Origin of the sequence: uncultured Methanobrevibacter sp. (assembly GCF_937881195.1) — an archaeon.
In the GTDB taxonomy this organism is placed as follows: Archaea; Methanobacteriota; Methanobacteria; order Methanobacteriales; family Methanobacteriaceae; genus Methanobinarius.
In genome coordinates, this window is the sequence record NZ_CALGFC010000069.1 from 1 (window position 1) to 23,412 (window position 23,412).

Sequence of the window (23,412 nt, forward strand, 5' to 3'; positions counted from 1 at the left end):
AATTCAAACTAAAAATAAAAGTATACAAACCAATAAAATAAAAAAAAATTAAACATATTTTTGAGAAGGAAAAAGACTAATTAAAAGAATTTTTATTTATATATTAATCCTAATTCTTTTTTCTTTTTTCTTCTTTTTATAATTTTTATACTATTTTATCTTATTTTAAACTCTTTTTGATAAGTTTAAATATATTTAATTTTACTTAATTCTCATTTTTCCTGATTTAAAAAGGTTAATACATGTTTTTATTGGTATATTTATCTTTTGAAAATATAATAATGTGGAAATTGTGATTATTGGGACTTATATTATTAAATTTTGGACAATTATTATTTTTAATACTAAATAAAAAACTTTCATCAATTTTTTTATATTAACTTTTAAAATATGTCGTAATCTTTATATGCCATGTCTATTAATATAATATCAATTAAACTTTAAAATTAATCAATTCTAGTTTATAAAATATTGTTTTATTTTCTCAGTTTTATTGATAAAATATCTATGGGGGTTATTAATATAGAAATAAGTAATAAATTCATTTTAGTCTTATTATTGACTTTTGCTGTTTTGTTTATGATTAGTCCAATTTATGGAGAATCTTTAAATGTTAGTGATAGTCACTCTGAGATTGAAAGTGGATTTAATAATTATGATGTTAATAATGTTCAGATTACTGATAATGGTACTAATAATTATAATTATAATACTAATAATGAGTCCCTAGCTATTAAATCATCAGATCAGGTTGGAAAATCTGATGTAACTACTTATACTTCAAAGGTATTTATAATCACTGATGATAATTATTCTCAATATTTTAATTTATTCACTGGTAAATTACTTTCTAATTCTGGTATTAGTCCTGGAGATACAATTAAAATTGGAAATGTTTCTAATAAAGCTTTTATTATTGATATTCCTTTGACTTTAACCAGTACTGGAGCTAATGTTCAAATAACTAATGGGGTTATTCACTTAATTTTGGGTAGTGATGGTTCTAATGTTACTAATCTCAAAATATTAAATGATAAAACTAAAATCGAATATCAAGGTGTTTATGTTACTGATTTACATGGTATTTGGTTGACTAATACTAATAATAATCTAATTTTTAATAATTCTGTTCAAGTTGCTGATGCTTTGAAAGTTTTTGCCATGCCTATGGGATGGTCTTCTAATAATACAATTATTTATAATAGGCTGATTAGTACGTGGAGTACTTGTATGCCTATGGGTTTATGTCATAACAATAATATTTCCTATAATTATATGCAAACTACTGCAGCAAACATAATTTATTATAATCCTTATGGACATGCAGATTATGGTGGGCCAGCTGATTGTTACAATAATTCTATTACAAACAATTATTTATATGCAATATATGCGGGGGATACTGTAATTGGAATGCAACTTGTATATTCAGAGCACCAAAATACTAAAATAATTAATAATACTCTAGTTCATCAATTTTATGGAATAAGTCTTTATGGAATTAATTCAACTGTTGTTGGAAATACACTAATTAATATGAGTGCATATGCAATTAGTATCACTTCTTCTAATTTACTTTTGGAAAATAATACTATTATAGCAGTTGATTCTTATTATGGTGGGGGAATATATGTTGGTTCTGATGGATATAACAAAAATATCACTGTAACAGGTAATAAAATAACTATAACTAATGGTTGTTATAATGGAATTTATATTAAGGGAGATGACATAATTGTTGAAAATAATCAAATTGATTTTCATAATTTTGGTGTGGGAATAAACATTATTGGAAACAATACTAAAATTTTGAATAACCTTATTAAAACTCAAGTTGATCCTGGAATTAGTTTAGCTACTTCTTACGCAATAATCATAGGAAATAATATACGTGCTGGTTCTTATGGTATTTACTTTAAAACAAATAATAAAAAGTTCTATTTTACTAGTATTATTAATAACACCATTGTTAGTAATGATTATGCTATCTTTTTGCAGGGTACAATATATAATACTACTATAATTGGGAATAAAATTAGTACTAATGCATCAGTTGGTATTTTTAAGGATACTACTGACTCATTTGGAGATAACATGTCAGACAATGAAGTTAATGATATCATTGAAGATTCTACTGGTATTGTTATCAGGGATGATAATTTTTACAATTATTTTGATCATGATGGCTATTTTAAATTAGGAATTCTTGATGATTCATTAGTTTTGATTCTAACTTATTTAACAAATAAGAAAATTTACGTTGATTATAAAATGAATATTTTAAGTAATGGTTTATCTAATCTTTTAACAAATGTAACTATTATTGTAACTTCTGAGGGTAGTGGTTCTGTTATTAAGGATTTAAATTTTTATAACACTAATATTGCAGCTATAATTTTAGAAAATTATGTAAGATTTGTTTCCCTTGAAAACAATAATATCACTGTAATTTCAGATGATAATTATGCTGGATCTATAAATGCTATAAAAATAGGCCAATCTGAAAATATTCTTGTTAAATCAAATAATATTTATATTTCAAGCAAGAAATGTTTTGTTTATGGAATTTTAGTTTCGGATAGTACCTATGTATTTTCAAAATACATTAATATAACTCAAAACAGCATCATTTTAGTCGGCGATAATTTGATTGAAGGTATTTATACTGATTCTATGAGCAATTCTTTCATTTCTAATAATCTAATAAATTTGTGGGGAAATGGTTTTGGTTATGGTATAGCTACTGCCTATATGAAAGGAAGTGTTAATAATATTACTATTGAAAATAATATAATTTTAGCTAATGTTAAAAAAATGGCCTATTTAATTGAGTTACATATTAGTTCAAATGTTACTATTATAAATAACATTATTGAGGGCTATGCTAGTGGTGTTTATGGTATAGCTTTATACAATTCAGATAATATTTCTATAATAAAGAATGAAATTAGAACTCATGGTGGTGATTTAAGTGAAATTAGTACTAACTATGATGTTTTAGGTAGTGGAAATAGTGCTATTTTCCTTACTTCTAATTCTAATAATACTTTTGCCAATGGTAATATAATTTATACTAATGCAAGATATCAAATAATTATTAATAATACTGATAATAAGAATAATGACAGTAATAATCCTAATAATAACACTAATACTAAAGATAAATTAATCAATACTTTTTTTCAAAATTATTTTGTTATTGATGATATTAATGTTATTAATTATTTTACAAGTAATGGTGAATTTATAAAAGCTAATTCAGTCCAAGCTAATGATACTTTATTATTCAATAATTTAAGTTCTAAGCATTATAATTTAGTTTTCAACATTCCATTAAATATTAGTTTTTATAAATTTAATACTATTAATGCTACATTTATATTTAAATCTGGATCTGCAGGGTCTAATGTAACTGGATTGTTTTTCAATCTAACTGATAATTCTGCAATTATCTTGTCTGATGTTTATAATATTACTATATATTCTAATAGTATTTTTATCACTAATCTTATCCAAAAAAATCTCACAGGTCTTATAATTGCTCATAATAGTTATGATAATCAAATAATTAATAATGATATTACATTGAAAGGTAAAAATTCATTGACTGGGATTAGTGTTTCTAATTTTTATGATAACAGATTTGGTAGAAGTCCTTACTCTAATATTATTGATAATAACCTTTTATTTATTAATTCTGAAAATATTGCTAAGGGTATTTATGTCTCAATGGCATATGATACAAAAATTTTTAATAATGATATTTATTTATATGGTAAAAATATTGCCTATGCAGTTGAAATAGTTTCAAATGCTTCTTTTGCACCTTATCCTACTACTGTTTGGTCTAATAATACAAAGATTATTAATAATACTTTTTATGGCTTAGGAAATAATATTTTCTTAATTAAGTCATATCAATCTTATAATACCTATATTGCAAATAATAGCCTTTTAGCTGATGGAAACAGATCTTTTGCTTATATAGGCTATAATACTTCTGGAGATAGGATTGAATATAATGAAATTGTTGTAAATGGTTCTAGATATGATAATATTAATAATACTGCTTCTAATTTTAATACTAATAATATGTCTAGTGATAACTTTGAAAATTGGGTTAATGTAGCCCAAGCCGGTGTTTATTATTCTAATAATTCTTACAATAATTTGATTCGTGAGAATAATATTACTTCAAATTATTTAAATGGTGGAGATTATGCAGTTTATGTTGATGATAATCTTGTAGGTTCTAGTAGTTCTGGTTCTATGAGTATTATTCATTTAATAGTTTCTGGCAATTATCTTGTAAGTAATAATGGTCTTTTTATAGCTAATGATGCTATTTATGGGGCAAATATTTTAAGTGAAAATAATACTCCTTACTATATTTATGTTTCAACTAATGGCAGTGATTTTAATGGGGATGGAAGCATAAATAATCCTTTTAAAACAATTTCTCATGCTATTTCTCAGGCATATAATCGAGCAATCATATATATTCTCAATGGAACTTATTACGAAAATAATATCATTGTAAACAAGACAATAACTATTAAAAATAGTGGAAATGTTACTTTAAATGGTAAAAAAGGAAAGATATTCATTGTAAATAATATTGGATATTTAACTATTTTTGGGATTAATTTTTGCAATGCTTCTAGTAATAATGGATCTATTATTTCTAATAATGGTTTCGTATATTTAATAGATTGCAATTTTTATAATAATAGTGCTACAGATCAAGGAAGCGTGATTTTTAATAAAGGATCTATTTTAATTGATAATTGCAGTTTTTATGGTAATTCTGCTTATCTTGGCGGAGTAATTAGTAATTTTGGCAATATTAGTATAAATAATTCTAAATTTATTAATAGTTCTGCCTGTAGTGGCGGTGTTATATATAGTTATCATAACTCCACAATTATTATCACTAATTCATATTTTGCTTCAAATACTGCTATAACAGATGGCAATAGTTACCTTTATAATGATAATGAAACTAGATTAGCTCCTGGTCATGGAGGAGTTATTTACAATTTTGGAACTTTATATTCTATAAATTCTACCTATGAAAACAATTTAGCTAATAATGGAGGGGTTATAGCTAATTCCATTTATATTTGGAGAGATTTTAATGATAGTTATTTATATATTATGAATTCAACTTTTAAATTCAATAATGCCACTACAGATGTGTATTCTGGGGGATATGGAGGAGCTATTTGTGGGAAAGCATTCTATTTATTAGTTTTCAATTCAATATTTTTTAAAAATGAGGCTCAGAGTACTGGAGGTGCAATAAACATTTCTGCAAATAAAGGGGCGATTGACAAATCTAATTTTACAAATAATACTGCAGGAAATTATGGTGGTGCTTTAGCTATTAATGGAAATATTACAATAACTCGTTCTATTATTTCTAATAATAGTGCTTCTTATGGTGGAGGCATTTCATATACAGGGGATTCAAGTTATGGGCATATTTTAAATCAATTAAATATTTTTAACTCTACAATTGAATCTAACAGAGGTTTGCACTACGGTGGCGCCTTTTACTTTAATTATGCTAATGTAAACATCAAAGATTCTAATATATTGAATAATTTTGCTCCAATAAATTCTGCATTATATGGGAATAATAATGGGCTTCTTGATTTTGATGGAAATTGGTGGGGTTCTAACTATGGCCCATCCAATGATGTTTGGAATCTTGCTAATAAATTTAGGGATTGGCTAACTCAAAATTCAGCATGGGAAATTGTTACTGGTGGAGGTTCTGGTTCTTCTGGAGGTTCTGGTTCTGGAGGTTATCCCGGTCCTGGCACTGGCACTGGCTTAAAACCTGGTGGTAGTGGATTAGGTAATGGTTGGGGTACAGGTACAGGTTCTGGAATAGGGTCTGGTTCTGGTTCAGGATTAGGTGATGGTGAAGGTGATGGAATTGGTAATGGAAATGGAACTGGTTCTGGAACTGGTGTTGATTCTAATAATGGGAATGGGAAAGGATCTAATTCAAAAAATAATGATATTTTATCTGGTATTGGAGGTATTATGAACCCTTCGGATTCTTCTAGTTCTAATCCTGGGGGTAAATCTGGTGGTGGATCAGCTGGAGGTCAAGGTGGCTCTGGTCAGGAATCTATTAAAAATTCTTATGAAATTTTAGAGGATACTATTAATAATATTAAACCAAATGATTTTGTTTATATATTATTAGCTATTATTGGATTTATTGCTTTGGTTATTATTGGACATAGATATAATAAAAGAAGCAGGCTTTAAAATTTATTTATTTTATAAAATTATAGCTTAAGGGATAAAAATTAGGTTTAGGAGATTATATTTAAAAAATTATTCTTAGGAGATTATATTTAAAAAATTATTCTTAGGAGATTATATTTAAATAATTATTCTTAGGAGATTATGTTTAAAAAATTATTCTTAAGACATTATATTTAAGAGACTAGATATTATGAAAAAAAATTGTTTATTGTTTTTAACGTTCATTATTGTTGTATTTTTTTCAATGAGTATAGTTAGTGCTTCTGCTAGTTATATTGATGAGAATAATTCAGATCATGGTACTAATGATATCAATGTCTTTGATAATACTAATAATATTATTATAAATAATACTAATAATAATATTAATAATAATACTAATAATAACAATACTAGTATTAATAATATTAATAATAATACTAATAATAACAATACTCGTATTAATAATACTAGTGATAATATTAGTATTAATAATAATAATAATAATAATTATTTCACTGATATTTATGTTGGTTTGTCTGGTAATGATAATTTGGGGGATGGTAGTCAAGATAATCCTTATAAAAGCTTGAAAAAAGCTATTAATGAAGCATCAAATAATTCTAATATTTATATATTGTCTGGTGAATACTTTGGAGAAAATAATACAAAGATGATTATTGATAAGACAATCACTATTTCTGGTATTATTGGAGATAATGGAACTGTTATGTTTAATGGTGAGAGAAAATATGACTTTTTTGAGGTTACTCCTAATGGTAAACTAACATTGATTAATATCACTTTTTATCAAGGTAATAATTCTGGTGAAGAATTTATTGCAGGGGCTATTTTTAATAATGGAGAATTAATAATAAAAAATTGTATTTTTGAGTTTAATACTGGGCTAAGGGGTGGAGCAATATTAAATAATGGAAAATTAGATGTCATAGGTTCTATTTTTAAAAATAATAATGGTACAAATTATGGAGGAGGAATAACTAATTTTAACACAGCTATAATTATTGATTCTGTGTTTATTGGTAATATTGCTAAATCTGGATCTTCTATTTTCAATGATGGAAATTTAACTATTTTATCATCTAATTTTACTTCTAATAATATTATGGGGGTTAATTGGGAGAATAGGAATAATAATATTTTCATGAATTCTTCAAATATTAATTCTGACATTTCTGTTTCAAATCACACAATAAAAATTTTAAATTCTTCATGTGCTAATGTTGGCATTACAGATTGTAATTTGTCTGTTAATTCTTCTACTTTGTCTGTTAGCCCTACAAATTCTACTGTTAATATAACTTATTCTGTTATTACTGGTGGTTCTATATATAATTATATGAATAATAATAATATTAGTGCTGAGTATAATTGGTGGTTATCCAACTATGGGCCTGTAATTTACTCAGGAAATACTAACTATTTTAATAGTCAAAAATATTGGATTATAGCAGTTTTTGTTTCTGATTATGGAAGTTCTATTCCTAGTAAAAATACTAATGTCACTCTTAAAGTAATTTTTAAGTATACTGATGGGGTTAATGTTTGGGATTTGCCTGAAGGTGTTAAAATCCCTTATAGGTCTCTTTATTTACAAACAGATAATGGTTATTTTAACAATGATTCTGGAATACTTTGTGGAAATATTTTCACTACTTATTATTTGAATAATAGTGAGGATACTCTTGTTTATGCAGTTATTGATAATCAACGTTTAAAATTAGCTGTTGGTAAGGGATATACTAACTATACTTGGTATGTTTCAAATGAAGGGGATGATTCTAACAATGGTTCTTTTGAAAGTCCTTTTAAAACTCTTGCTAAGGCAGTTAGTGTTGCTTTAAATGGTAATACTATTTATATTGCTTCTGGCGATTACTATAATGCATATAATTCAAACTTATTTATTTGGAAAAATTTGACTTTTTCTTCTTATAATGGCCCTGTTACTATTTATCGCCATACTAGTAATAGTATTTTCGTGGTTGCTGATTATGGAACTTTAAATCTCAATAATATTACTTTTTCGACCTATAATCTTACATATTCAGTTTTTTTTATAAATTGTTCTGGTAATTTAACTATTAATAATTGTACTTTTAAGAATGCTAGTGGTAATTCTTATTGGGGCAATATTTTATTTTCAGGTGCTTCTTTATATGTAAATAATTCTAAATTTTTGGATTTAAGGCATTTTGTAATAAAATCTGGAGCTTATGATAGATATTCTTATGGTTATGTACCATGCACTATTAGTATACTTAATTCTTATTTCACAGGAATTTCTGGTGTTATTACTAATGATCAGAATTCTGCAAGAATTCTTTATTTGGTAGGAGATAAGATAATAATTGATAATTGCACATTTGTGAATAATGCTGCTATTGGGGCAGTTATTAATTCTGATTATTCTATTGTAAATAACTCTAATTTTATAAGTAATAGTTTTGGGGCAGTTTCTGGTGCTTCTGTTTTTGATAATGGCTATGTTGTGGATAATGCAGTTAATTATTGGAGTGGTTCAATTGTAAGTGCATCAAAAATTATGAACTCTCTATTTTCTAACAATAATATTTCTTGTGCAAGTGCTAGATTTATTTATAATTGTTCATTTATCAATAATAGAAATTCTTTTAATTCTCTTGAAGATGACCATGAGAAAAACGGTATTATAAATAGTGGTAACTTAACAGTTGTTCATTGTATATTTTCAGGTAATATTGCAGGATATGGTGGTGCTATATTTAATAGAGGATTTTTAAATGTTTCTGATAGTGTTTTTGTAAATAATACAGCTACTATATTGGGTGCAGATATTTTTAATTTTAATGGTAATGCTTATCTGGATAATAATTGGTGGGGTTGGAATGGTGGTCCTACCAATGGTAAAGTTTATAGGTTTTTGGGTAATGTTCAATTAGCTAATTGGGTTATATTATCTCTAAATGTTAATGGTTCTACTTTAATAGCTAGTTTGGATAAAGTTACTGATAGTTCTGGAAATATTCGTGATTTTAATGGCACTATTCCTAGTCGAATTGCATTTTTCGATTCTTCTGTTATACCTATTTATCCAAAAATTAATAATCTTACTAATAATTATGCTTATTCTCATATCCTTTCTGGTTCTGAAACTGACTATATTGTTAATGTAACGGTGGATGGCCAAAATGTTGATTTAACTGTTCATAATAAGAATACTATTATTGAAATGAATGAAACTGTTTTTTATGGTAAAAATAATATTTATACAATTATTTTGAGAAATGTTAATGGTTATGATATTTCTAATCAGACTGTTCTTTTGAAGATAAAGTATAAAAATGGGACTATAGAAGAATATAATTTGATAACTGGTGGAGATGGTAGAGCTACAATTATTATCAATAATAGTGTAGGAAATTATGATATTTCTGCTTTTTATGAAGGGGATGGTTATTTTTATTCATCTAATTCTAGTTCATTGTTAAAAATTTTACCATCATCTACTAAAATTTTTATTTTGAAAGACCAGCTTTTTTATGGGAAAAATAATGTATTACAAATTTCATTGGAAGATATTTATGGTCGTTCAGTGGTTGGTCAAAAAATATATTTTAATATAAAGCAAGGTAATAAAACATATAATTATTATTCTACTACTAATGGATTTGGAATTGCAGGGGTTATAATCAATTTACCTAAGGGATCTTATGATGTTAAAGTTTCATTTAATGGTGATGAATGGTATAGTGGAAATGAAAATCAAGGTTCATTCACTATTTTGCCTATTGGAACTAATTTAAGTTTAAATGTAACTCTTTTATATGGTCGGGGAGACATTTATTTTATAAAATTATTGGATAATAATGGAAATGTTGCTAAAAACGAGACTATCTATTTAACATTATCTCAGGGAAATAAAAACCAAACATTTTCAATTCAAACTGATAGTAATGGTACTGCAGGACTAGTCATAAATTTGATTCCTGGCACATACAAAGTTTCTGTTATTTATAAAGGGGATGATTTATATATTGGAACTACTACAACTGGTAATTTAGTTATTGAAAAAGTTTCAGTTCGGTTAACTACTGATCCTTTAGTTAAACTCAATGAAACTAATAATAAGTATTATGTATTATTAACTGATATGTATGGGAGACCTTTATGTGGAGAATCATTAATTATTAAAATTCAAAAAGATGGATTTTATGAATTTTATAATTTAACTACTGATAATGAAGGTTTTATAACTATTCCTATTGACTTAATTGAAGGAAATTATATGGTATTGATTGACTTTAATGAGAATGAATGGTATTATAATACTACATCTGCTAGTACCTTAATTGTATCAAAAATAATTAATAAAATCACAACTAATATCACTATTACTTTTAAAAATAACACCGTTGTATTTTATTTAACAGATACTGATGGAAATCTACTAATTAATAAAGAAATTAGTATCAAATTAGTTGGAAATGGTTATACTAAATATTATACAATTAAAACTAATTATAATGGAAAAGCAGAATTAAAATTAAATATAAGTTCTAATTCAGCTAAATATAATTTATATTATAATTTTGAAGGAGTTAATTATTATAATTCAACTGAAGGGTTATTTACTTTCACTTCAAATTCTTCAAATACTAAAATTAAAACTTTAATAACCGTTAATGCGCCTACAATAATTAAAGGTAAAAAAACATTAATAACTGCAACTCTTAAATCATCTAATGGCAAAATACTAGCTAATAAAAAAGTTAAACTCATAATTAACAAAAAAACTTATATTAAAACTACTAATTCTAAAGGAATTGTTGTTTTTCAAGTTTCAAACCTCAAAACAGGTAAATATGTTTTTAAACTATTATATGGAGGAGATAGTAATTATCATTCATCAACAATATCTAAAACTCAAACTGTAAAAAATATTGCTGATTTGGTAATTTTAAAAGTTAAAAGATATGGGAATTCTTATAAAATACTTATTAAAAATCAAGGATCTGTCACATCTAAAAAAACTAAAGTAAAAATTTTTTATAAAGTTGGAAAAAAGATTAAATATAAAATAGGGGTAGCTAAATCTTTAAAACCAGGTAAACATATTATTGTAAAAATAAAATTTTTTAAATATTCTATACATAAAAAATATTTAAAAACAGCAATAGTTAATTATAATAAGATTTTTAAAGAACTTACTTATAATAACAACTTAAAAAAATTTAAAACTTAAAAAATTTAAAACTTAAAAAAATTTATTTTTTTATTTATAATTTTTTTTTAATTATTATCTACTTTTTTTTAATTATTCTGTATGTTTAATATCATATTTTCTTTAAATAATTAATACTATCCATTATTGGACTTTCATCATTAATCTCAAGTATATATTTCCCTTTATAATTGTTTTTTCTAAATATTTTAATAATTTTTTCAAAATTTATCTTTCCCTTTCCTAATCCTAAATGTAAATCTTTATTTAATAAGTTATCAGATAAATGTATGTGCTTTACTGAGTTAAAATATAATTCTTTTTCTTTATATCTCATTGTAGAAGCATGTCCAACATCTAAAGTCATGTACATACCGATTTCTTCTAATAATTCATTTAATTTAAAAATATCTTTATGAATCAACCAATCACTCTTGGGCATGTTCTCTACTGTAGCTATAACTCCATTGTCATTTCCATATTCTCCACATTGTTTCAAAGATTCTTTGCATATTGATAGTATTTTATTTTCACAAGGATACCCTAACATAGTCATTCCTGAAGGATGGATTACAACAATATCACTATTTAATTTGTTAGCTGTATCTATAGACCTTTTTATTTCATTTATAGAAGCTTTCTGTATAGATTTATTTAAAGAAGCTATATTTAAATCCGTAATCGGTGAATGTATTGTATATTTGAGTTTATATGAATTCATCATTTCAATATCAATTGAATCATCTGGGTATTCATTCATTATTTCAATATATTCAATATTTTTATTTTCGGCAAATTCTAAAACTTCTTGCATGTTTTTTTTATATATTGATGATGATGAGATTCCTATTTTCATATAAACTACCAATATTACTTTTTTAGATTTAATATTATTTTTTATTATTTTAAAATTTGATATTATTCTTTTTGTTTTAATAATTTTTTATATAAATATTTTTTAGTTCTATTAATTTTAATTTTATTATTTTTTAATCCATATTTAAGTTTTTGAACTAGATTCTTCATTATCTAAAAAGTATTTTTCCTTTGCTCTTAAAAATATTCTTTCAAATGTTCCAAACAATAATATTAATAAAACAGCATTTACTATTCCATGAATGAGATCAAATGTAAAGCTTGCAGCATATACACTTAAAACTGATTCAAAGGATATAGTTGCTAAAAATGGTAACATTGCTATGTTTGTTATCCATCCATAAAGAATTCCCCACCCTAAACCAAAAATTGCTCTTGAAGGAGTACTTTTCTTTAAACTTTTACTTAAAATACCTGCTGTTAAACCCATAATCCCCCAACCAAGCATTTGTAGTACTGTCCAAAATCCCAATCCTAAAAACAAACCAGTAACTATTGGTGTTAATGCACCAGTTATAAATCCTGTCTTTTCACCAAAAACAATACCGGTCATTATAATAATAAATGATGCAACTTGAACTCCTGGTACTGCAGCTGTTGGGAGAGTTCCTAAAGCAGATATAGCTATTAAAATAGCTATTATCACAATATTTTCAACACTTGGCTTAGATCTTTCAAACATTTTAAAAAATCCAATAAATACTCCTATTATTAGTATAAAAAACACTAACCAATATATTAATGTCATAGTTTCCATTATTCCACCATTAATTTAGTTATTCTATTTTTATATTTAATTATTCTATTTTTAATTTAGTTATTCTATTTTTAATTTAATTATTTGCCTTTAATTTAATTTTTACAAATTATTTTTATTCCATATATTTTTTAAATCTTTTAAAGTTATACATTTTGGTATAAAATTCTTTACCATTCTATTTGTAAATGTTGTATAAAAATTATTATTATAAAAAAGCTCTTTTGGTGTTGAATCTACTTGTATTCCTCCATCAAAAATTAAAAAACTTCTATTAGAATAATCAGCTGCAAATTCAATGTCATGTGTAACCATTACTATTGTCAATCCGCTTTTTTGAAGTTTTTGAAGTTTTTCTCCAAGATTTCTTTTAAATAAAGGATCAAGACCTTTTGTAGGTTCATCTAAAAATAATATATCTGGATTTGTTAATAATGATTTTACAATAGCTAATTTCTGTTGTTCTCCCCCACTACAATCATAAGGATGATTTTTTAAAATACTTCTTATTTCAAAAAAATCTATTAATTCTTCTTTTTCATTATTTTCCACATTTAATTCTTCTTCAACTGTTTCAAAACTAAAATGGATCATTGGGTTTTGATGAACATATCCTAATTTGATTTTTTTATCAAATTTTATTTTTCCCTTAATTGGTTTAAGAATTTGGACTAATAATTGCAATAAAGTACTTTTACCAGTTCCATTTCCGCCTAAAATACTTATAAACTCTCTTTTTCTAATTTCAAAGGATATATCTTTTATAATTAACTGGTTTTTATTATAACCAAAATACAGATTTTCACATTTAAAAATTGATTCAATTTTATCATTATTAAGCTTATTATTTTTTTTATCATTGGGCTTATCAAGTTTATTGTTAGTATTATTTTTGTTTAATATTTCATATTCCTCATAAAATGTATTTTTAGTATTATTTAATAATTCTTGGTTCATTTCATACATATCATTTAATCCTTCTCTAATATTAATAGGAATTAGATTATTTTGAGAAAAAGAGTAATATTCTTTAAATAAATTATGTATTAAAGCAGTAGAAGGAAGATAATTTGAAAAAGTAGGGTCTTTCCATGATTTTAAACAAATTTCCCTTGGAAAATTATTATATGCTATTTTTTTATTTTCTATAAAGATTGCTTTATCTATAAATGGAAATATATTATCTATTCTATGTTCGCTCATTAATATTGTTATTGAAAATTCTTCATTTAATCTACGAAGTATTGATAAAAATTCATATGATGCAATTGGATCTAATTGTGATGTTGGTTCATCTAAAAGTAGTACTTTAGGTTTTAATACTAAAAGAGAACATAAATTAACTAGTTGTTTTTGTCCACCAGATAATTCATCTACTTTTTTATATAGTAGCTTATCTAAAGAAAAAAATGTTGATATTTCAGCTATCCTGGTTCTAATTTCTTCGGTAGGAAGTCCCATATTTTCTAATGAAAAACTAATCTCTTGTATTACGGTATCACAAACAAACTGATTTTCTGGGTTTTGAAATAAAAATCCTATTTCTCTTGCAGATTTTTCTTTGAATATTTGGCGAATATTTTTTCCATCGTAATATATTACTCCTTCTTCTTCACCTTTAGGTTTTATTTCATTTTTTAAACTCATTAAGAGGGTTGTTTTTCCACAACCAGATGGTCCACAAAATAAAACAAAATCTCCTCTTTTCACAGTAAAGTTAATATTTGAAAAAATTTTTTCATTCTTTGAAAATGAAAAACTAAAATCTTTGAATTTAATTAAATCTAAAGTCCCTCTCTTCATACTTTCATCCATTAAAATTCCACCTGATTCTTTCAATAAGTTCTAGAATTATAAATGGTGATAATAACATTAGAAATATAATGTAGTAAATATTTAATGGAAATTGGAAAGATGATTTATTTAAGGTAGGATATATTTTTAAATTTCCAAAACCATAATATAATCCTATTAAAGAAATGATTGAACTTCCAATTATTATTAAAATAAGAATTATATCAATTTTATTAATATTATATTTCAAATAACTTGTTCTTTTTGTGATACCATATCCTCTAGCTCTCATTGACTTTGCAGTTAACATTGACTCTTCTAAAGACCATGATATTACAATAGCTAGCATTGAACCCATTTTACTAACCTTATTTATTTTATTTCTTATTTTTCTATTTCTAATTATTTTATTATGCCCATTATTATACATATTAGTATTATTATTACAACTATTAATTCTATCATAGTTATTTGTATCATTTAATGCCAAATTATCATAATTAAAATTGAATATCTTATTAACTTCTCCTAATCTATAATTTAACAAAGGTATAAACCGCATAGCCATTACACCAATCATTGAAACTGTTGGGAAATGATTTGATGATAAATATAAGATTTTTTGATAATCAACATATTCATTAAATGATAAAAATAATAAAAGAATTATTAATAATGAAAAAGCCATTAATAATCCATAAACTAATGACTCAAGGGTAATAAAATAATTACTAAAAATATAAATTTTTGTAGTTCCTACATTTGAAAATAAGGGATTGAGGATTATGATTATTAAAGACATTGGAATAAAATACTTTAAGGTAGTAGCTATTTCACCTTTTTTTCCCTGTAAATATATTAAAACTATTATAAATATTAATAAACTAATTAAATAATATATATTATTGAATATTAATGCAAATATAATAAGTATGATATAATAAAAGGATATTACTCCAGGATTTATAGTATTTAGATTCATAATATCTAATTTTTAGATTTTTTATTCTTTTCTGAGTTCATTAAATTTCATCTTTTAAAAGTGTAATTTATAATTATTTAACACTCAATTCTATTTATCCTTCTACCATTATGAGTTTTCCCGATGATGGGTCTTTGTATACTTTTCCCATTTCTACGTATCCTTGTCCTGAGCTTTCGGTTGAGTTGGGTGTGTCGTTGAGTTCTTTTCCTTGGTTTACTTGTGATACTTTTTGCATTTCTTTCATTGTGTTTTGTTTTTCTTCTGCTGTCATGTCGCTGAAAACTACGCTTTGCATGTTCCATGACATTACTAGGAATACTAGTAAACCTACAGATATTACTAGCATGGCATCTACTAGGTTGGTTGTTCCGGCCATAGGGTCTTCTTCAACTTTTGAAGAACTTCTGTTTTTCCTATCTTTTCTCGCCATGAGTTTACATCTCCTCTTTTTTTTGTATAATATAATTTTTTACAATCTTTTTTTTTGGCTTTTTTTATGTTTTGTTTTTTTTCCCTTTTTAGTTGTTCATGTATTCTAGGATGGCGTCTGATAGTGCGTCTAGGTTGGATAGGTAGTCGTCGTACCATCTTCTTCTGATTTTGGATACTAGGTATCCGACTGCTCCTGCTCCTATTCCTACTACGGTTGTGTCGAATGCTACTATTATTGCTTGTGATAGTGCGTTTACATCTCCGCTTCCTAGTGCGGCTAGTCCTGGTCCCATTGGTATTAATGTTCCCATTAGTCCGAGTGTGGGGCCGATTCTTGTGACTATGTCTGTTTTTTCCACTATTTTGTCTATGTGGTTTTCTTCACTTTCAATGTATTTGTTTGCTAATGCTTGTCTTGATTTTTCTTTTAAGCTTTCAGATGAAGCCAACTCTATTAAAATATTTTTTTGACTTTTAGGAATTATTGATTCGCTTACAACTTTTTTAACTTCTTCAGGGTTTTCTGAAGCAGAAATATCATATATTAGGTCTTTTATAGTGTTAGCAGGTATTTTTTTCCTACTGGTATATTCTGAAATCAAACCTCCAAGAGTTATAACTGCATATACTACAAAAATCAACAATATAACTATTACCGGTATTAATAAACTTTGAGAAATAACATTCAAACCAGAAGTTAAAATATCACTCCCAGGAATACTTGTAACCATCTTAAAATCACCTTATTATTATTAAAAATTATTATTAAAAATATTAAATCATTGAGTGTTCTTAATTATTTAGATAACTTATTTTTTTATTTATTATTCTACCTAAAACTATTAATCCTAAAAACAATAATAATGCTAAGATTAATGAGCTTGTTGACTCAATTGAAATGTCTCCCATTGGTTTTGCTAAAACACTACTTATATTTGGAAGAATTAATGAAGATACGAGGAAGTATAGTCCTAAAAAAAACATGAAGTTTCCAAGAACAACGGGGTATGGTTTTTTAACTAACTTATTAAATAAATTTGCACCAAAATATGAAGCAATTATTATTATCATTAAAGCTAATGCTGCATATTGACTTAAATTGAATGGAGTTAATCCTATTGTTGGAGCCACTATTAATATACTCACTACTATTGATAAAAAACAGCACGGACATGGAGCAATAATTGCGATTGCAGCTGGCTTGGATGTATTTTTTTCATGTATTTTCCACTCTCTTATTGTTAAAACACCTGAAATAATCATAATTGCTGCCATAATTAAGAAAAATCCAATATTGTATGTGTACATTATTCCTGTTATTTGAGAAGAATAAAATGACGCGATTGTAGTGATTATAAGAACTCCTATTCCATAACTTATTACTATAACTGCCAATGCTTTTTTTGAAAAATGAGCTAAGCCAGAAGCAAGACCTATTTTTAAACCAAAAACTAAAATCGCTGATAATACACCTAATTGCCATAATATTGCTATTATATCCATTTTTTATACCTCCTTTTTTATTATATATCTCAATATATATAAAGTTAATTTAACTTTTTTTCAATTCTAATTGAAAATCAATTTGGAAGTATATTTCAATTTTTAAATATTTATTTTAAATTAAATAATTTAATTGATTAATTAATTTTAAGATATAATAAAATAGATAAAATTAGCCTAAAATTCTTTTAAATTGTATAAACTTCTTAAAAATTTCTATTAAGGTATTAGCATTAAAAAATTTACTTTAAAAATATAATATTTTTATAAAGGAATTTTAAATTTTATTAATTTTAAATCAAATTTTTTTAGAAAGCTATGTCAATAAAATATTTACTTTAGAAAGAATAATTTATTAGAAAGAATAATTTTTATTTCTTTATAAAACTATTTTGATTATTATAAAAATTTAGTTATTAATGATAAACATTTATATAAAATTAACTAATCAATTAAATTAATATCAATTAAATTAATAATATATATTTATGATTATATCCGCATTAACTATAATTGGAGAATAATAATGTTAACAAAAAGAATAATTCCATGTTTGGACTGTGATCTTCAAGTTCCAGAGGGTCGTGTTGTTAAAGGGGTTGAATTTAAACAGATTAAATATGCAGGAAATCCTGTTGAGTTAGCTACAAAATATTATGAAGAGGGGGCTGATGAAATTGTACTTCTTGATATCACTGCTTCAAGAGAAAAAAGAGATACAATGGGTAAGGTTATTAAAAATGTAACTGAAAATGTTTTCATACCTATATGTGTTGGAGGAGGAATCAGAAAAGTTGAAGATTATGTTGAAATGCTTAAAGCAGGGGCAGATAAATGTTCAACTAATACTGCTGCTATACATAATCCTGAACTTATAAATGAAGCATCTGAGGTTGTTGGAACCCAAGCTTGTGTAGTTGGAATTGATGCAAAAAGAAGGTATGTTGATAATCCAAAAGAAAGTAATGATAAAAATATTATAGAAACTAAAAAAGGTTATTGCTGGTTTGATACTAGTATCTATGGGGGAACGAAATTTACTGGTATTGATGCTATTGGATGGGCACAAGAATGTCAAAAAAGAGGTGCAGGTGAAATTTTATTAACTTCTATGGATAGAGATGGAACTAAAGATGGCTATGATCTTGAACTTACAAAAGCAATTAATGATTCTGTTGATATTCCTGTAATAGCTTCTGGAGGGGTTGGAAAACCAGAACACATCTTTGAAGCTTTTAATGTAGCTGATGCTAGTGCTGCTTTAGCAGCAAGTATCTTTCATTTTAATGAATACCCTATTCAAGAAGTTAAAGAGTATTTAAAAGAAAAGAATGTCAATGTTCGATTTTAATTGATGAAAAACTAATTTGTATTATCTTAATGATTAATTAATAAATTCTTACTTATTAATCAATAAATATTTTCAGTTGTTTAAAATGATATTCAATAATTTAATTGATTTAAAAATCACACAAAGTTCTGGTCAGACATCACAACCTCCTTGGAAAGAGATTAATAATAAATATTGTGATGTAATTTATTTAAATAATAAATCATTAAACAATGTTCCAATTCTTATTAAAGCCTATCAAGAGGATATAGATTTTTTAAATGTTGAATTTGAATTTCCTAATGGTTCTAATTTTACTAAAGACTATGTGAATGATAAATGTATAAAAGAGGAAATTATTAGGATATTTGACTTAGATTTTAATTTAGATAAATTTTACAACTATTTATCTGAGGATTCTAAACTTGAACCTTCATCTGATTTTTCCAGAGGCCTTCGTTTGTTTTTAGCTAAAAATCCATTTGAAGCTATATTGTCTTCTATATCTTCAGCTAATAATTCTATTGTACGATGGACAAAATCTATCTATGCTATTCGAGAAAAATGGGGGGAAAAGATTGAATTTCCATCAGGAGTTTTTAACACATTCCCTTATCCTAAATTGCTTCAATTTATACATGAAGACGATTTAGAGGAATATGAATCTCTTAATGGAAATATTGCTATTGAATCGTGTAATAACAATTTAAAATCCTGTGGAGTTGGTTATAGGGCTCCTTATATAAAAAAAACAAGCGAAATTCTATCTAATGAGGTTAATCTCCTCGAAATTTCAAATATGAAATATGAAGAAGCATTTGAAGAGGTATTAAATTTTCCGGGAGTTGGGCCTAAAGTTGCTGATTGTATTCTACTTTATGGTTATGGATTTAAACAGGCATTTCCAACTGATGTATGGATAAAAAGGATAATTTCATATCTATATTTTAACAATAAGGATGTTTCAATTGATAAAATCCGTGAATTTGGGATAGAAAATTTTGGTGAATATGCAGGATATGTTCAGCTATATTTGTTTCATTATGCACGTAAATCTGGTTTAATGACTAAATTGAAATAAATTGAAATTTATCATTTTAATATTTTAAATAATTTTATTTATTAATTTTTACTAGTGTTTTGATAATTATAAAATATTATAAAATGTAATTTCTCTCTTCCATTAAAGTTTCAAACCATCCAGATATTTTTAAATTTTTAATTTCTTCCATTTTTACCCATTTGAAATCAACATGTTCCTCACTTATTTTAACTTCTAGATTTTTTGAAGAAATATCAACGTTCATAATAAGAGCAATAGTTTTTTTATGAGGGAAATCTTCTTGAACTGCACCTAATAAATCATTTAACTCAATAGAAAGTCCAGTTTCCTCATTAAATTCTCTAATTATGGCGTCATCAAAATCTTCTCCAGATTCAACTTTTCCTCCAGGAAGCTCCCAGCAATTAGGATTTGTTTTAGAATTAGGATGTCTCTTTAATAATAAAATTTTTCCATCTTTTTTTAATAATCCTCTCATTGTTAATCCGTAAGGTTTTTTCATTTTATTCACTCCTTATAATTTTCAACCTTAAAATTGAAAAAGTTTAAATACTATAATTATAATATAATTGATATGTCAGCTAATTGAATTATTATAAAAAAATTTATAATTAATTTATTTTTATATAAAAGTTTATAATCAAAAACTTTATATATTAATTTATAATTAGTTTTATAAATTATTTTTCATGAAATTTTTTAAAAAATTTAAAATAGTGACCTAATGATAGGATAGTTATTTATATGGAATATGTTTTTGATGAAAGTGATTTATTTTATCAATTTATGAAAATCAGTCATAAATTAAGAAAAATGATTCAAAATAAACTTAAATGTTTTGATATTAGTTTTGAACAGTGGCATATGTTATACTTTATATATCAAAATGAAGGATGTAATCAGAAAATGCTTTCAAAAGCTTCAAAAAGAGATACTGGAGCTATTACTAGAAGTTTGAATACTCTTGAAAATAAGAACCTTATCGAAAGAAAAAGTTCTTTCCAAGATAAAAGAGAATTTTTAATATATTTAACAGATAAAAGTTTGAATTTATTTAAAGAAACCTCTAAACTAATGTTACAAAATTCTCAAGAGATTAAAAATATTTTCACTAAAAATGAACTCGAAATGTTATTTTACTTATTGGATAAATTAGATTCAAATTTATAGTTTTCATATAAATTATTATTATAATATTCATTATTTTTTAATTTTTATTTATTTTACTAAGTGTATAGTTGGTATTTTAGATTTTTATTTATTTTACTAAGTGTATAGTTGGTATTTTAGATTTTTATTTAGTATTTAGAATATTTATTCAATTTTTTCCATATTTTGCATGGTTATTTCATGTTTTTGAATATTTTAGATATTCATTGAATAGTTTAATATTTTTTATATTTCTATATAAGTTTTTTATAATATTTTTAATTTAATTCAGAGTATGATTGAAAAATAATTGATATATCAGTAGTTGATATGTCATATATAATAAAAAATCTAAGGAGGTATTAATTGTCGTCTAATGAATCAACTAAAAATGAAGGATTACCTTCGTCTGCATGGTTATTATTTATTGCAATTATCACTGCATTAATGGGTATGGGGTTAATAGGGCCTGTTTTACCAACTCTATCTTCTCAATTAGGAGCAAGTCCAAGTGAAGTTTCTTTATTGTATAGTAGTTATAATCTTGTAATGGCTGTTGGAGCATTGATTACAGGAGCTATATCTACAAGATTGGGTATCAAAAAAGCTTTACTTGTAGGAATTGTTATAATAGGCGTTTTTTCAGCTATTGCAGCTTTTGCAACTAATATCTGGACCATTATTAGCTTACGTGGTATTTGGGCATTAGGGAGTTCCCTTTTCTTTGCTACTGGGCTTGCTGCTATGGTAACTGTTGCAGGAGTTTCAAAAACAAAATCAATTGTTTTGTTTGAAGCTGCTGTTGGAATAGGTGTTGCAGCAGGACCATTAATTGGAGGAATACTTGGACAATTTTCATGGAGATATCCATTTATGGGAATTGGAGTAATGATGGCCATTGTTTTTTTACTATTATTTACTAAATTGCCCAATGTAAAGGAAGATATTGGTACAAAATCAAACACTTCTTTAAAAGAACCATTTCTTGCAATGAAAAATCGGCCGATTGCAGTTCTAGGAACTGCAAATTCTCTTTATAATTTTGGATTTTTTACTTTGTTAGCATATACTCCTTTAATATTAGGATTGGATCCATTTGATATTGGACTTATATTTTTAGGTTGGGGTATTCTTCTTGGAATTTCATCTTATTTCATAGCTCCTCGTCTTGAAAAAAAATTTGGGACAATTAAACCATTATATGTGATGTTAATTATCTTCACGGCTCTTCTTTTAGTCATGGGTATTTTTACATCTAATTTGCTAGTTATATCTGGATGTATAATTGTTTCTGGATTACTGTTTGGAAATAGTAATTCTTTGTTTACTAATGCTGTAATGAATTCCTCTTCAATTGAAGCATCAACTACTTCTGCTGCATTTAGTTTTTTACGTATGATAGGTGGAGCTATTGCTCCTTTTTTAGCAGGAATCCTAGCTGAGATTTATGCTCCTAATGTACCTTTCATTGTTGGGAGTTGTTTTGTTATAAGCTCTATTATAGTTATAATGTTAAATAGGAACCACATTAATTTAAAACCTATAATTAAAACTGATAAATCAGACCAAACATTAAAAGTAAAAGATTTCATGGTTTCAAAAGTTATTTCTATAAAACCTGGTGCTGAAATTAAAGATTTACTAAAATTATTTGCTAAACATAATATTGGTGGAGTTCCTGTTGTTAATAATCAAAATAAATTGATTAATATGATAAGTGATGGAGACATTATACGCTATCTAGCTCCAAAAGAATATTCTTCTCATGATTTTATATATAGTATTCTTATTGAAGAAGGAGAGACAGAACATGAAGTTATTAATAATAAAATAACGGATAGTATTGATAATTTAATAACTAAAAGAAGATTATACTATTTAAATGAAAACGACATATTAGAGAAAGCTATCAGAATCCTATCTCAACATGAATTTAAAAAACTACCTGTATTGAACTCAGATAACCAAGTTATTGGTATTATTAGTAGAAGAGATGTTAATAATAATTTAATGAAGATTTTATCAAATATATAGG

At 25.5% G+C, this 23,412-nt stretch carries 15 protein-coding genes; 6 read left to right on the forward strand and 9 right to left on the reverse strand.

Annotation, left to right across the window (positions count from 1 at the left end; translation table 11 throughout):
• Window positions 1–579 precede the first annotated feature (579 nt).
• Complete coding sequence (locus Q0087_RS09265; protein WP_297899761.1) at window positions 580–6,285, forward strand: right-handed parallel beta-helix repeat-containing protein; 5,706 nt, start codon at window positions 580–582, stop codon at window positions 6,283–6,285.
• A gap of 190 nt (window positions 6,286–6,475) precedes the next feature.
• Window positions 6,476–11,509: an Ig-like domain repeat protein gene (locus Q0087_RS09270; protein WP_297899763.1), complete on the forward strand. Its 5,034-nt coding sequence runs from the start codon at window positions 6,476–6,478 to the stop codon at window positions 11,507–11,509.
• Between the two features lie 91 nt (window positions 11,510–11,600).
• On the opposite strand, the gene Q0087_RS09275 is transcribed toward Q0087_RS09270, so the two are convergent.
• The 8 genes from Q0087_RS09275 to Q0087_RS09310 all read right to left on the reverse strand — a co-directional run bounded on the left by Q0087_RS09275 (window position 11,601) and on the right by Q0087_RS09310 (window position 17,835).
• Window positions 11,601–12,344 carry a sugar phosphate isomerase/epimerase gene (locus Q0087_RS09275; RefSeq protein WP_297899765.1) on the reverse strand — a complete coding sequence of 248 codons (744 nt, stop codon included), beginning with the start codon at window positions 12,342–12,344 and terminating at the stop codon, window positions 11,601–11,603.
• 144 nt (window positions 12,345–12,488) lie between these two features.
• Window positions 12,489–13,121: an ECF transporter S component gene (locus Q0087_RS09280; RefSeq protein WP_297899767.1), complete on the reverse strand. Its 633-nt coding sequence runs from the start codon at window positions 13,119–13,121 to the stop codon at window positions 12,489–12,491.
• A gap of 102 nt (window positions 13,122–13,223) precedes the next feature.
• Window positions 13,224–14,936 carry an ABC transporter ATP-binding protein gene (locus Q0087_RS09285; protein ID WP_297899769.1) on the reverse strand — a complete coding sequence of 571 codons (1,713 nt, stop codon included), beginning with the start codon at window positions 14,934–14,936 and terminating at the stop codon, window positions 13,224–13,226.
• Entirely contained in the window at window positions 14,929–15,897 is a 969-nt protein-coding gene (locus tag Q0087_RS09290) for an energy-coupling factor transporter transmembrane component T (protein WP_297899771.1), read from the reverse strand. Before Q0087_RS09290 ends, Q0087_RS09285 begins: the two co-directional genes overlap by 8 nt.
• 94 nt (window positions 15,898–15,991) lie before the next feature.
• Entirely contained in the window at window positions 15,992–16,330 is a 339-nt protein-coding gene (locus Q0087_RS09295; RefSeq protein WP_297899772.1) for a DUF2149 domain-containing protein, read from the reverse strand.
• Complete coding sequence (locus tag Q0087_RS09300; RefSeq protein WP_297899774.1) at window positions 16,255–16,488, reverse strand: hypothetical protein; 234 nt, start codon at window positions 16,486–16,488, stop codon at window positions 16,255–16,257. The genes Q0087_RS09295 and Q0087_RS09300 overlap by 76 nt, the downstream gene beginning before the upstream one ends.
• A complete protein-coding gene (locus Q0087_RS09305) occupies window positions 16,419–17,063 on the reverse strand; it encodes a MotA/TolQ/ExbB proton channel family protein (RefSeq protein WP_297899776.1) in 645 nt (214 codons plus the stop codon). The genes Q0087_RS09300 and Q0087_RS09305 overlap by 70 nt, the downstream gene beginning before the upstream one ends.
• Before the next feature lie 61 nt (window positions 17,064–17,124).
• Window positions 17,125–17,835: a DUF2162 domain-containing protein gene (locus Q0087_RS09310; RefSeq protein ID WP_297899778.1), complete on the reverse strand. Its 711-nt coding sequence runs from the start codon at window positions 17,833–17,835 to the stop codon at window positions 17,125–17,127.
• A 526-nt stretch (window positions 17,836–18,361) separates the two neighbouring features.
• Here Q0087_RS09310 and hisF point away from each other — a divergent pair.
• Both hisF and Q0087_RS09320 read left to right on the forward strand, forming a co-directional pair.
• Window positions 18,362–19,186 carry an imidazole glycerol phosphate synthase subunit HisF gene (gene hisF, locus Q0087_RS09315; protein WP_297899780.1) on the forward strand — a complete coding sequence of 275 codons (825 nt, stop codon included), beginning with the start codon at window positions 18,362–18,364 and terminating at the stop codon, window positions 19,184–19,186.
• A gap of 85 nt (window positions 19,187–19,271) precedes the next feature.
• On the forward strand, window positions 19,272–20,246 hold the full coding sequence (locus Q0087_RS09320) for a DNA glycosylase (RefSeq protein ID WP_297899782.1): 975 nt from the start codon (window positions 19,272–19,274) through the stop codon (window positions 20,244–20,246).
• A 76-nt stretch (window positions 20,247–20,322) separates the two neighbouring features.
• Here Q0087_RS09320 and Q0087_RS09325 read toward each other — a convergent pair whose 3' ends face one another.
• Window positions 20,323–20,730 (reverse strand): NUDIX domain-containing protein, encoded by a 408-nt coding sequence (locus tag Q0087_RS09325; protein WP_297899784.1) that lies wholly within the window; start codon window positions 20,728–20,730, stop codon window positions 20,323–20,325.
• A 242-nt stretch (window positions 20,731–20,972) separates the two neighbouring features.
• On the opposite strand from Q0087_RS09325, the gene Q0087_RS09330 reads away from it, so the two are divergent.
• Together Q0087_RS09330 and Q0087_RS09335 are read left to right on the forward strand one after the other, a co-directional pair.
• On the forward strand, window positions 20,973–21,398 hold the full coding sequence (locus Q0087_RS09330) for a MarR family winged helix-turn-helix transcriptional regulator (RefSeq protein ID WP_297899786.1): 426 nt from the start codon (window positions 20,973–20,975) through the stop codon (window positions 21,396–21,398).
• Window positions 21,399–21,743: 345 nt separating this feature from the next.
• A complete protein-coding gene (locus Q0087_RS09335; protein ID WP_297899788.1) occupies window positions 21,744–23,411 on the forward strand; it encodes an MFS transporter in 1,668 nt (555 codons plus the stop codon).
• Window position 23,412: the final 1 nt, after the last annotated feature.

Excerpts from the sequence above, each read along its gene's own strand:
- Q0087_RS09290 (WP_297899771.1), bottom strand. The coding sequence starts at position 15,897 with ATGAATCTAAATACTATAAATCCTGGAGTAATATCCTTTTATTATATC.
- Q0087_RS09295 (WP_297899772.1), bottom strand. The coding sequence starts at position 16,330 with ATGGCGAGAAAAGATAGGAAAAACAGAAGTTCTTCAAAAGTTGAAGAA.
- Q0087_RS09265 (WP_297899761.1), top strand. The coding sequence starts at position 580 with ATGATTAGTCCAATTTATGGAGAATCTTTAAATGTTAGTGATAGTCAC.
- Q0087_RS09310 (WP_297899778.1), bottom strand. The coding sequence starts at position 17,835 with ATGGATATAATAGCAATATTATGGCAATTAGGTGTATTATCAGCGATT.
- Q0087_RS09305 (WP_297899776.1), bottom strand. The coding sequence starts at position 17,063 with ATGGTTACAAGTATTCCTGGGAGTGATATTTTAACTTCTGGTTTGAAT.
- Q0087_RS09330 (WP_297899786.1), top strand. The coding sequence starts at position 20,973 with ATGGAATATGTTTTTGATGAAAGTGATTTATTTTATCAATTTATGAAA.
- Q0087_RS09325 (WP_297899784.1), bottom strand. The coding sequence starts at position 20,730 with ATGAAAAAACCTTACGGATTAACAATGAGAGGATTATTAAAAAAAGAT.
- Q0087_RS09275 (WP_297899765.1), bottom strand. The coding sequence starts at position 12,344 with ATGAAAATAGGAATCTCATCATCATCAATATATAAAAAAAACATGCAA.
- Q0087_RS09285 (WP_297899769.1), bottom strand. The coding sequence starts at position 14,936 with ATGGATGAAAGTATGAAGAGAGGGACTTTAGATTTAATTAAATTCAAA.
- Q0087_RS09300 (WP_297899774.1), bottom strand. The coding sequence starts at position 16,488 with ATGGTACGACGACTACCTATCCAACCTAGACGCACTATCAGACGCCAT.
- Q0087_RS09280 (WP_297899767.1), bottom strand. The coding sequence starts at position 13,121 with ATGGAAACTATGACATTAATATATTGGTTAGTGTTTTTTATACTAATA.
- hisF (WP_297899780.1), top strand. The coding sequence starts at position 18,362 with ATGTTAACAAAAAGAATAATTCCATGTTTGGACTGTGATCTTCAAGTT.
- Q0087_RS09270 (WP_297899763.1), top strand. The coding sequence starts at position 6,476 with ATGAAAAAAAATTGTTTATTGTTTTTAACGTTCATTATTGTTGTATTT.
- Q0087_RS09320 (WP_297899782.1), top strand. The coding sequence starts at position 19,272 with ATGATATTCAATAATTTAATTGATTTAAAAATCACACAAAGTTCTGGT.